Source organism: Pseudomonas sp. NPDC087697 (assembly GCF_044743155.1).
Lineage (GTDB): Bacteria > Pseudomonadota > Gammaproteobacteria > Pseudomonadales > Pseudomonadaceae > Aquipseudomonas.
The window spans coordinates 44,534-55,591 of record NZ_JBIUVW010000013.1 but is presented as its reverse complement, the minus strand read 5'-3'; the positions used below and the strand labels follow the sequence as shown (position 1 = coordinate 55,591).

Below are 11,058 nucleotides of genomic sequence, written 5' to 3'. Positions count from 1 at the left end.
CAAAGAGCAGGAAAAATTCTTGTAGATGGTTGGATCGAAATTCAACATATCGTGTAGAGATTCTCAGTGACACAAGCAGCACAGTGACGCCACCTTAACCCTTTTTCCTGAACGTGCCAATGGTCTTTGCGAAGGTTTCTCTGTTTTCATGACTGACGGTGCGCTGTATTGCCGCGAAGGCCCGGAAATCGTGGGGGATCGGCGAGAATTGTGCCCCGGACTTTGAACCGGCGGCGCGCCCCGGTAAGATGCCGGACAGAATTTTTCCACCTCGCTATTCAGGACACCCGCCATGAGCATCAAATCGGACAAGTGGATTCGCCGCATGGCGCAAGAGCACGGCATGATCGAGCCCTTCGTAGAGCGCCAGATGCGTGGCGAAGGCGCCGACCGGCTGATTTCCTTCGGTGTGTCGAGCTACGGCTACGACGTGCGTTGCGCCGATGAATTCAAGGTGTTCACCAACATCAATTCGGCGACCGTCGATCCGAAGAACTTCGACGAGAAGAGCTTCGTCGACGTCAAAAGCGACGTCTGCATCATTCCACCGAACTCGTTCGCGCTGGCCCGTACCGTCGAGTTCTTCCGTATTCCGCGCAACGTGCTGACGATCTGCCTGGGCAAGAGCACCTACGCTCGCTGCGGCATCATCGTTAACGTCACGCCGTTGGAACCGGAGTGGGAAGGCCACGTGACCCTGGAGTTCTCGAACACCACCACATTGCCGGCGAAGATCTACGCCAACGAAGGCGTGGCACAGATGCTGTTCTTCGAATCTGATGAAGAGTGTGAAGTGTCCTACAAGGACCGTGGTGGCAAGTACCAGGGCCAGCGTGGCGTGACCCTGCCGCGTGCCTGAGTCAGCCGTCTGACAAACCGTTGGAATTCCTGAGCGGGCGTACACTCTATGGAGTGTACTGCTTCGATGCGCGCAAGGCGCATCGGGCCATCGCTCAGGAGTGCTTCATGAAGATCGATCCGCGAATCAGTGCCGAACTGGCAAGGCTTGAGCCCAATCAAGTGGGCCTGCTGGCCTGGTCATTGCTGGCGCATCCGCCTGTCACGCTGGCCGGCGGAATCCCTGGTCAGCCCGACCCCGATACCCCGAACGAACAACCGACCGAACCTGGCGAGCCTGGCGAACCCACCTTGCCGGATAAGCCGCCTCCCGCGCCAGTTGCCTGACGAAAAGCGATTTTCCGAGGAGTTGGGCCGGTGTTATTTCAGGTTGCCGCTAAGGAATTGCTTGAGGCGTTCGCTTTTCGGATTGCCCAGCACGTCTTCGGGTGCTCCTTCTTCCTCCACCAGTCCCTGATGCAGGAACAGCACCTGATTGGACACCTTGCGGGCAAAGCTCATTTCGTGGGTGACCATGATCATGGTCCGGCCTTCTTCGGCCAGGCCCTGGATCACCTTGAGCACTTCACCCACCAGTTCCGGGTCCAGCGCCGAGGTCGGTTCGTCGAACAGCATGACTTCCGGTTCCATCGCCAGCGCACGGGCAATGGCGACACGCTGTTGTTGGCCACCTGACAGAAATGCCGGGTATTGATCCGCCACACGGGCCGCCAGGCCGACCTTGTCCAGATAGCGTCGGGCGCGATCGTCAGCGTCCTTCTTGCTGACACCCAGCACCCGGCGCGGAGCCATGGTGATGTTTTCCAGCACGGTCATGTGGCTCCACAGGTTGAAGTGCTGGAACACCATCGCCAGTCGGGTACGGATCCGTTGCAACTCGGCTTCGTCAGCCACCCGCATGCCGTGGTGGTCCTTGATCATGCGGACCGCTTGGCCGTCCAGGCTCATGGCGCCGTCGTTGGGTTGTTCGAGAAAATTGATGCAGCGCAAAAAGGTACTTTTGCCCGAGCCGCTGGCGCCGATCAGGCTGATCACGTCACCGGTCTTGGCCTTGAGCGAAACACCCTTGAGCACTTCATGGGTGCCGTAGCATTTATGCAGGCCTTCGATGGTCAGTTTGTACATGGGGCATGCATCCTCAAGGCGAAAGTAGGTAGCCGGTGCGATAGGCTTCGAGGCCTGCAACATGGGCGATCACCATGCCGGCGGTGGCCATCCGGCGGGTCGAACGGGCGTAGAGCAGGCCGGCGTTGGCGCAATGAACCGGGGTCACGCGGTCGCCGATCGGATCGATGATTTCGGCGATCAGTTGTCCCGCCTCCAGGTACTCGCCGGGCAGCACGCTGTACACCAGCAAACCGCCGACCGGTGTCGCGACCGGTTCTACCGCAGCCAGCGGAGTGGCGGGGTAGGGCAGTTCGGGCAAGGGCGCGGCCTCACCTTCGATGGCCCCAAAATGAATCAGATAGTCGATCAATGCCTGGCAGTCGAGGCTGGCCAGCGGATGATTGACGTCGCCTTGACCACGCAACTCGACGGTGACCGAGAAGCTGCCCAGCGGTATATCGAACTGCTCACCGAAGCGCTCTTGCATTTGCCACCAGACCAGGGTGAAGCACTCGTCGAACGAATGGCCGCCGGAGTCGGTGGCCAGCAGGCTGGCTTCTGCACCGATATAGCGTGCCAGTGGCTCGACCTGCGGCCAGGCCTCGGGCGTGGTGTACAGGTGCGCGACGGCTTCGAAATCACAATGCAGGTCGAGCACCATGTCGGCGTCGCAGGCCAGTGTTTGCAAAGTCAGGCGCTGGGATTGCAGTTGCGTGCTGGCGGTCTGCCGAGCCAGTGCGTTGCGCAGGCCGCTGCGGATCAGCTCAAGGTTGTGCTGCGGGTCGTCGCTCAGTTGTCCTTCGATCTCGTTGCCGATCTCTTCACCGAGGTCTACGAACCAGCGGTTGAAGTTCTGTCCGCTTTCCAGCTCGTAGCGGCCCAGAGGCACGTCCATCAACACTTGTTCGAGACCAATCGGGTTCGCCACGGGCACCAGCACAATCTCGCTGCGCAGACGGCCGGCGGCTTCGAGTTCCGCCAGGCGCAGCTTGAGGTGCCAGGCCACCAGCATTCCGGGCATTTCGTCGGCGTGCAGCGAGGACTGTATGTAGATCTTGCCTTTGGCCTGGGTCGGGCCGAAGTGGAAGCTGTGGATTTGTCGTGCAGTGCCCGGCAGCGGGGCAAGCAGGTCATGGATCTGGTGGCGCATTTGCTTTTGTGTCCTGAAGCAGGAGAGCTAGTGAGTCGGCCCAAGGAACGCCAGCCATCGGCGTTCGGCGAGTCGGAACAGGCCGACCAGCGCAAAGGTGACGGTCAGGTAGATCAGCGCGGCAATGCCGAACGATTGAAAGGTCAAAAAGGTCGCCGAGTTGGCGTCGCGAGCGACTTTCAGGATATCCGGGACGGTGGCGGTGAAGGCTACGGTGGTCGAGTGCAGCATCAGGATCACTTCGTTGCTGTAGTAGGGCAACGAGCGACGCAGGGCCGACGGCATGATCACGTAGGCATAGAGCTTCCAGCCCGTCAGACCGTAGGCCTTCGCGGCTTCGACTTCGCCATGGGCCATGCTGCGAATCGCCCCGGCGAAAATCTCCGTGGTGTAAGCGCAGGTGTTCAGGGCAAAGGCGAGGATGGTGCAGTTCATTGCATCGCGAAAGAACGCATCGAGCACCGGCTGCGCGCGGACCGCGGCCAGGCTGTAGATCCCGGTGTAGCAAATCAGCAACTGGATATACAGCGGCGTGCCACGGAACAGGTAGGTGTAGAACTGCACCGGCAAACGCACGTAGAGCTTGCGGGAAACCCGGGCAATCGACAGCGGGATCGACACCAGAAAGCCGATGAAGATCGAGGCGCTGAGCAGCCACATGGTCATGGCCAGGCCGGTGATGTGGTAACCGTCGGTGTAAAGGAACGGTTTCCAGTAGTCCTGTAGAAGATCGATCATCGTATGGCCTCCCGGGCACCGGCGGCATAACGGCGTTCTAGCCTGCGCAGGACATAATTCGAAGCGCTGGTGATCAGCAGGTAAATCAAGGCGGCCAGCACCAGGAAGTAGAACAGTTGATAGGAGCTTTTACCGGCGTCCTGAGCGGCCTTGACCAGATCGGCCAGGCCGATGATCGACACCAGCGCGGTGGCCTTGAGCATCACCATCCAGTTGTTACCGATACCCGGCAGGGCGAAACGCATCATTTGCGGGAACACCACGAAGCGGAACCGCTGGCCGCGTTTGAGGCCGTAGGCAGTGGCGGCTTCGACCTGACCCCTGGGCACGGCAAGGATCGCGCCGCGAAAGGTTTCAGTGAAGTACGCGCCATAAATGAAGCCCAGGGTGATGACCCCGGCGCTGAATGGGTTGATTTCGATGTATTCCCATTCCATAAAGTCGGTCAGGGAAGTCAGCCAGGTTTGCAGGCTGTAGAAAATCAGCAGCATCAACACCAGGTCCGGCACGCCGCGAATCAGTGTGGTGTAGACCTGGGCCGGAACCCGCAGCAGTTTGACGCTGGAGAGTTTGGCAGTGGCGCCGAGCAGGCCGAGCAACACGGCCACCAGCAGCGACAACACCGATAATTTGATGGTCATCCAGGTGCCTTGCATCAGCAGCGGGCCAAAGCCCTTCAAGCTGAAGGCAGAAAGCCCCAGGTTTTGTAATAGCTCTTCGAACATAAAATCTGCGACCTGATAGCGTGAAAAAAGCGCCCATCACGAGGATGGGCGCCGGGCATTATTTGCCGCTGTACAGATTCAGATCACCGAAGTGTTTCTTTTGAATGGTCGTGTAGGTGCCATCATCGTGTAACGCTTTGATACCTTTATCGAGAAGGGCTTTGAGCTCTTTGTTACCTTTCGAGATACCGACAGCAGTTTTGGCTGGCAGCAAAGGATCGTTGACCGGCTTGCTGACTTCGTAAGGAGCCCCTTGTGGAGACTTCAAAAAGCCCAGTTGGGCTTGCAGCATGTCCTGGATCGAGGCGTCCAGACGACCGGAAGTCAGGTCGGCGTAGACCTGGTCCTGGTTGGCGTAGGCCTGAGTGGTCACGCCAGCCTTGTCCAGCACGGCCTTGGCGTAGGCTTCCTGGATGGTGCCTTGCTCGTAGCCGACCTTTTTACCCTTGAGCGAGGCCACGTCAGAAACGCCGGAGCCTTTCTTGTAGACCAGTGCGGTAGGGCCGGAGAACAGCTCGCTGGAGAAGTCGATGACTTTTTCGCGGGCTTCGGTGACGGTCATGGAGGAGATCACACCGTCGAATTTATTGGCCTTGAGGCCCGGAATCATGCCGTCGAAATCGCTTTCGACCCATTTGCACTTGACCTTCAGCTCGGCGCAGATCGCGTTGCCCAGATCGATGTCGAAGCCCACCAGGCTGCCGTCGGCCGCTTTGGACTCGAACGGAGCGTAGGAAGGGTCAACGCCAAAACGCAGTTCTTTGTATTCCTTTGCCAGTGCGGAACCAGCGGCCATGCACAACGCCAGTGCAGAAAGGGTCAGCAATGCTTTTTTCATTATTCAATCCCTAAGAACCATTATGAGCGCTTGTGGCGCGGAATTATTGTTACTGGAAAGCGTAAGACCTTATGAAAGTAGCAATTTCCGAACCAGAGTCCCGAACAAGCGTTTTAAAAGATGATTCAAGACACGCCTGGAGAGGAATCGTGCCCGAAAACGGGCGCTAACAATTTGCCGCACCAAAGTAGAGCGATCTGTGGCGAGGAAGCAAGCTCCTTCGCCACAGATCGCCGTCGCGTTACTTGCCAGGTACCAGGGTCAGCCGCGTCTTGCCATACGCCTTGTCGAAGTTCTGCGGTTGCATCGGCAAGCTCATGTATTGGCCTTTGAGCCACGGGTCGATGCTGTCGATATAGTTCGGGCTGGCCGGGTTACCGGATTGGCCGGTACCGTTCTGCCCCATCAGCGGTTCGGCCTGGCCGAAGTCGACAATGAAGCGCATCGCCGGCACCAGCGTTACGTTGAAATCCTGTCCCCAGGTGTAGGCGGCCGCATTCAACGTGTTGTGGTCACCTCCGGCTGATACGGCGCCGCGCACGGTCTGGCCTCGGGTGTTTTTCCATTCGTAGTGGTGCAGTTTGCCCCACTGCCAGGCTTTGTGGTCGGCGCCCATCTGGCTTTCGCCGGCAGTGATGGCCGCGGCCAGGCTGCGGGCGAGAATGGCCGGCTTGTCTTCTTTCTGCGGCGTGCGGATGTCATCCCAGAACGGGCTGTCTTCGCGGCCCAGCAAATGGTCGGCCTGGGCCGAGTAGGACAATTTGCCGTTGGCGACGAAGGCCTTCCACGTCGGGCTGGACTCCGGGCCGAGTTCGTCGAGGAAGATCTGCTTCATGCTTTCTTGCAGGAACAGCTCGTAGATTGCAGCGTCGGTCGAGGTCGCGCTGAGCTTGCCATCGAACGCCATCAAGCGGCTGAACGCTTCACGCGCTTTGCTGGCGTCAGCGGCGGGCAGTGCGTTGATCGCCTGTTTGAGCGGCTGGGACATGCCCGGCGCTTCAAACATCTTTTTCAGTTTGGCGGCGAACAGCGTGGTCTGATCGTACTGCATGGCAATCATGCTGCGGCTGTCGTGCTTGCCGGCACCCGCCAGCTCGGCGATACGCTCGCTGCGCTCAGGTGCGGCCCAGGAATTGGACAGCTGCATGCCGTAACCGTGGGGGATGACCCGCTGGTTGGCGGTGCCGACCCAGCCCTGGGCCGGGTCCTGGTCGTAAGGGTGAAGCATCGGGTCGGCATAGCCGTCCCAGTCGTAACGACCTTCCCAGCCGGGCGATGGCAGTAAACCTTCACCTTCGCGGCGGTTCGGGAAACGTCCGGTGACTTGCCAGCCGATATGGCTGGCGTCGGCGAACACCATGTTCAAGGCAATGGCGCGGATCTCACGGCTGGCGTCCGAGGCTTTCTCTACGGTCTGCGCTCGTGACAGGTCGAAGAAGGCATCCAGGCTCTTGTCGTCCGTAAGGTTCGGCATCTGCAATGCCAGACCGAAACCATTGTCCAGTGCACTGCCTTGGGCACTGTTGAGCAGTGGGCCGTGGCGGGTTTCGTACACGACTTCGCGAATCGGCCGCTGACCTTTGACGAAGTAGGTTTCGTTGCGAACCATCGCCGGTTGCCATTTGCCCGCGACTTCGTAGGCAAGGCCATTGCCCTGACGCTTGAGCTTTTCGAGGAACAGGTCCTGGTTATCGCCCATGACCGCGGTCATGCTCCAGGCCACCTTGCCGTTGAATCCGCCAAGGACCATCGGAATACCCGCGATGGAAACCCCGGCAGCCTGGTACTTCGGCGCACGAATTTGCACGTAACTCCACAGCGACGGCACGCCAATCGGGAATTGGCTGTCGCTGGCCAGCAGGCTTTTGCCGCTGCGGCTGCGTTGCGGGGCAATCGCCCAGTTGTTCGAGGCCGTGGCGCCGAGCAGATTCAGTGCGGACAACTGATCGCTGGCTTTGCTGAGTTCGGTCAGGCCCGGGATCGTACCGTTGAGCTTCACATCTTTAAGCTTTTCAGCTTCGGCGAACGGCAGTTTTTCATCGGGATAGGACGGCGACAGCCACGCGAGTTTGTCTGTAGTGACGGTTTGCGCCATCACCAGCGAGGCGATTTCTTGCGGCAGGTTGGCTGACTGGCTGAAGTTCAGCAGGCAGAAAATCAGCGCCGAATCTTCCGGTTTCCAGTATTCCGGGTTGTAGCCAGTGGCGGCCAGGTCCGACGGCAGCTTGTCGCGATAGCGGAACAGGTAGGCGTTGACCCCGCGTGCATAGACTTCAAAGAAGCGTTTCAGGCGTGGTGAGGAGGCTTTGTAGAGCTCGTCAGCGCTTTTCTTCAGGTTGACCGCACGCATGTAGCGGTCAGCATCCAGCATCTCTGCGCCCGACATCTCCGACAGACGACCCTGGGCCAGCAGGCGCATGGTGACCATCTGGCTGATGCGATCACTGGCGTGTACGTAACCGAGGGTGAACAGCGCATCGTGGAATGTGTTGCTCTCGATCAGTGGCATGCCCATGGCATTGCGGCGCACCGAAACGTTCTGCGCCAACCCTTTGAGCGGCTGCACGCCTGCGGTCGGTGGCAGGCTGTCCTGGGCATTCCAGGTCTGGCAACCGGTGAGGCTGAGCACACTGGCCACTGCTGCGGCAACGCCTAACCGGGGAAGAAAAGATGTAAGGGCTGGCGAGGCCATGGCAAAGCTCCTGCGGGGGTCGTACCGATTAAAGGCGCTACGTTAGAGAGCAGGAGAAGGCCGCGCAAGCGGGTGCCGATCTTATTTCAAGGTTTGTCCGATAAATCACAGAAATTGACGCTTGTGGTGAGGGAGCTTGCTCCCGCGCCACAGGGGACTGCGCTGTTTTCAGGGGATTGGCGTTCACGATGACTTGCCTGGAGCAAGAGCTGATGCTCAAGTGTGGAAAATTCAATGACCTGTGCAAGAGAAAACCCGCCATGGAACTTCAGGCTAACGCCGCACTTATCCTTATCGATCAGCAAAAAGGCATTCACCACCCCAAACTCGGACCACGCAACAACCCAGGCGCCGAGGAGCGCATAGCTGAGCTGCTGAGCGAATGGCGGCGTATGGCGCGACCGGTGATTCATGTGCAGCACTTGTCCCGCTCGCCGGAATCCGTGTTCTGGCCGCAGCAGTCGGGTGTCGAGTTTCAGGTACGGTTCGAGCCGCAATCGGGCGAGCGGGTGATCCAGAAGCAGGTCCCGGATGCATTCTGTGGGACGACGCTTGCGGCGAGTTTGTGTGAAGCGGGGATCGAACAACTGATCATTGTCGGCGTGGCGACCCACAACTCGGTCGAGTCCACGGCGCGTACGGGGGGCAATCTGGGGTTTGAAACCTGGGTCGTGGAAGACGCCTGCTACACCTTCGACAAGGTCGACTTCTTCGGCAAGAAGCATTCGGCGCAGGAGGTGCATGCCATGTCGCTGGGCAATCTGCACGGGGAATACGCGACGGTGGTTTGCACCACCGAGATTCTGATGGCTGATTAAACCCTGTAGGAGCAAGGCTTGCCCGCGATAGGGGCACCTCGGTATCCGAGGCATTGCGCGTCATCGTTCATCGCTGGCAAGCCATGCTCCTACAAAGCGCACGTTTGGCTAACGCATCAAGCACCGTGGCACTTCTTGAATTTCTTGCCATTGCCGCATGGGCAAGGGTCGTTGCGGCCGACGTCTTTCAACGCGTTGCGCACCGGCTCCTGGTGAGCGTGGCCGCAGTTCGGGCCGTGAACATGGCCATGGTCGTGATCATGGTGGTCATGGTGGTCGTGATGGTCATGATCGTGGTTGCAGTCAGGGCCATGGACATGGGGTTGCTGGGTCATCGAGGTTACTCCGGAATAAAATCGCCGGGAATTATCTCGCCATAACGGGCCTGGTGCACGTCATTGCCAAACAATAATCCGGTTTTCAACTCACCTTCCAGGCGATAGGGGATCGGCTGGTCAGGTTTCTTCAGCAATTTCACCACGTCGCGCAGGTGTTGCCAGAGGTTGGTACGAATCGGCACCTGGAAATAGCTGCTGCTTTTCGGGTCGACAGTGAACCATTCGCTGGACTCGCCTTCGGCCAGCAGGAACTCGCTCAAATGAATCCGGTACACCAGGCCGCGAACGATAAGGTCGGAGTCGTTGGGGTTGTCGACGCGAAAATACAGCATGAATTTCTGCTCAAGGAGTTTGGCGCGCACCACTTCGACTTTGAGCAGATGGACTTGCGGGTCGAGGGTGTCGTCAGCGAACCAGGACGCGCAGCCGCTGAGCCCCAGCATTACGAGCAGGGTGACGGTTTGTAAGGCGCGCCGCTGACTGGTCATAGTGATGCTTCCCCCTTGAACCCTAGTCTAGTCCTAAAAGATCGCAGCCTTCGGCAGCTCCTACATGGAATGGCGTACACCCTGTAGGCGCTGCCGAAGGCTGCGATCTTTTAGGGGCACCTCAAGCAGTGAAATAACTCGCGCAGCATTTCTTGAATTTCTGCCCGCTGGCACAAGGGCATGCATCATTGCGCCCGGCCTTGAGCTGCACAGTCGGGTCGATGAAGTACCAGCGCCCGGCGTTTTGCACAAAGGATGAACGTTCGCGGTGGCTGTGCTCGCCGGTGCTGTCGTGCCAGCGTGCGGTGAAGGTGACGAACGCATGTTCGGGCTGGCCACCGAATACCTCGGAGCTTTCCACTTCAAGGCCAAGCCAGGTGCTTTGCGCGCTCCAGTCGCTGATCGACTGGCGATCCAGTCCAGCCTGTTGGGCGGGCAGGGTGGTGGCCACCAGATAGTCGATCAGGCCCAGCACATAGGCGCTGTAGCGCGAACGCATCAAGGCTTCGGCGCACGGCGCGGGGTGGCCGGCGTGGTAGTGGCCGCAGCAGGCATCCAGCAGGGTGCCACTGCCGCACGGGCAAATGGATGTACTCATCGCGTTACCACCAGTATTTTCCGAAGTTTTCCGGGTTGGCCCAGAATCGTGAATTGAGCCAGTCGGGTACTTGTTTGTAGTCAAGCAGATCGTAGGTGAACAGTGTCAGGACCTGTTCGTCGCGCTGGAAGCGTTCGCTGGCTTGCAGTGCCAGGGAAAAGAAGTCGGTTTCTTGCCAACCGCAGGCTTTCAGATCTGCAAGCACGGCAATGCGGCTGGCGTTGAGATTGCGAATCCCGCCGAGCAGGTTCAGGCCATCGCGTTTGGGCAGATGCTCAAGGCAATCGAGTGCCAACGCCAGGTCGAAGCGTTGCGCGGCAAGTGCAGGTGGCAGCGGACCGGGTGCGACTTGAGCGACGCAGGCATCCGGGTGCGCGAGCTTGAAGGCTTCCAGCGCGGGGAAGTCGCTGGCGCCGATCAGCAACAGACGTTGTGGCGCATAACGGTCGAGCAAGGCGGCGAGTGCTTGCTGGGGTGTGCGCGAAGAAATACCTGCGGTCATCGAAGATCCTCAATCAGATCTGCAAAGACTAGCCTGCTCGAACCTCCGGGCCTAGAGCCGGTTTGCAGACAATGGCGAGGTCTACCGTAAACACGGGGCAAAACAACCGTCGGGTCGAACGGATGACTGGCCGCTGATTGACAGTCTCGGGGCCCTAGACCGCCCGTTCAGAAGATTTTTCGCTGGCCTCTGGCTTATCCCTAGCG

The 11,058-nt window shown here is 59.2% G+C and carries 13 protein-coding genes; 3 read left to right on the top strand and 10 right to left on the bottom strand.

Translation table 11 applies throughout. From position 1 onward, the window contains the following. Positions 1-292 precede the first annotated feature (292 nt). A complete protein-coding gene (dcd, locus tag ACIPIN_RS12160; RefSeq protein ID WP_401118794.1) occupies positions 293-859 on the top strand; it encodes a dCTP deaminase in 567 nt (188 codons plus the stop codon). A 107-nt stretch (positions 860-966) separates the two neighbouring features. Then, positions 967-1,185, top strand: coding sequence for a hypothetical protein (locus ACIPIN_RS12155; protein ID WP_071551564.1), 219 nt, complete (start codon positions 967-969; stop codon positions 1,183-1,185). A gap of 33 nt (positions 1,186-1,218) precedes the next feature. Here the strand turns inward: ACIPIN_RS12155 and ACIPIN_RS12150 are convergent, their stop codons facing one another. The 6 genes from ACIPIN_RS12150 to ACIPIN_RS12125 all read right to left on the bottom strand — a co-directional run bounded on the left by ACIPIN_RS12150 (position 1,219) and on the right by ACIPIN_RS12125 (position 8,108). Continuing rightward, a complete protein-coding gene (locus ACIPIN_RS12150; RefSeq protein ID WP_401118790.1) occupies positions 1,219-1,983 on the bottom strand; it encodes an ABC transporter ATP-binding protein in 765 nt (254 codons plus the stop codon). Between the two features lie 13 nt (positions 1,984-1,996). Continuing rightward, on the bottom strand, positions 1,997-3,115 hold the full coding sequence (locus tag ACIPIN_RS12145) for a succinylglutamate desuccinylase/aspartoacylase family protein (protein WP_401118789.1): 1,119 nt from the start codon (positions 3,113-3,115) through the stop codon (positions 1,997-1,999). A gap of 27 nt (positions 3,116-3,142) precedes the next feature. Beyond that, entirely contained in the window at positions 3,143-3,853 is a 711-nt protein-coding gene (locus ACIPIN_RS12140; protein ID WP_401118787.1) for an ABC transporter permease, read from the bottom strand. Further along, the gene (locus ACIPIN_RS12135) at positions 3,850-4,578 is read right to left on the bottom strand and encodes an ABC transporter permease (RefSeq protein ID WP_401118784.1); all 729 of its coding nucleotides are present in this window, start codon (positions 4,576-4,578) and stop codon (positions 3,850-3,852) included. Before ACIPIN_RS12135 ends, ACIPIN_RS12140 begins: the two co-directional genes overlap by 4 nt. A 58-nt stretch (positions 4,579-4,636) precedes the next feature. Next, positions 4,637-5,416: a transporter substrate-binding domain-containing protein gene (locus ACIPIN_RS12130; RefSeq protein WP_401118782.1), complete on the bottom strand. Its 780-nt coding sequence runs from the start codon at positions 5,414-5,416 to the stop codon at positions 4,637-4,639. A 241-nt stretch (positions 5,417-5,657) separates the two neighbouring features. Continuing rightward, positions 5,658-8,108, bottom strand: coding sequence for a penicillin acylase family protein (locus ACIPIN_RS12125; RefSeq protein WP_401118780.1), 2,451 nt, complete (start codon positions 8,106-8,108; stop codon positions 5,658-5,660). Positions 8,109-8,368: 260 nt separating this feature from the next. On the opposite strand from ACIPIN_RS12125, the gene ACIPIN_RS12120 reads away from it, so the two are divergent. After that, entirely contained in the window at positions 8,369-8,926 is a 558-nt protein-coding gene (locus ACIPIN_RS12120) for a cysteine hydrolase family protein (protein WP_401118945.1), read from the top strand. A 116-nt stretch (positions 8,927-9,042) separates the two neighbouring features. Here ACIPIN_RS12120 and ACIPIN_RS12115 read toward each other — a convergent pair whose 3' ends face one another. The 4 genes from ACIPIN_RS12115 to ACIPIN_RS12100 all read right to left on the bottom strand — a co-directional run bounded on the left by ACIPIN_RS12115 (position 9,043) and on the right by ACIPIN_RS12100 (position 10,852). Continuing rightward, on the bottom strand, positions 9,043-9,261 hold the full coding sequence (locus ACIPIN_RS12115; RefSeq protein WP_046046248.1) for an SEC-C metal-binding domain-containing protein: 219 nt from the start codon (positions 9,259-9,261) through the stop codon (positions 9,043-9,045). A 5-nt stretch (positions 9,262-9,266) separates the two neighbouring features. Beyond that, a complete protein-coding gene (locus ACIPIN_RS12110) occupies positions 9,267-9,752 on the bottom strand; it encodes an LEA type 2 family protein (RefSeq protein WP_401118777.1) in 486 nt (161 codons plus the stop codon). A 121-nt stretch (positions 9,753-9,873) separates the two neighbouring features. Next, positions 9,874-10,350: a YchJ family protein gene (locus ACIPIN_RS12105; RefSeq protein WP_401118774.1), complete on the bottom strand. Its 477-nt coding sequence runs from the start codon at positions 10,348-10,350 to the stop codon at positions 9,874-9,876. Positions 10,351-10,354: 4 nt separating this feature from the next. Beyond that, complete coding sequence (locus ACIPIN_RS12100; RefSeq protein ID WP_401118772.1) at positions 10,355-10,852, bottom strand: DUF6231 family protein; 498 nt, start codon at positions 10,850-10,852, stop codon at positions 10,355-10,357. Positions 10,853-11,058: the final 206 nt, after the last annotated feature.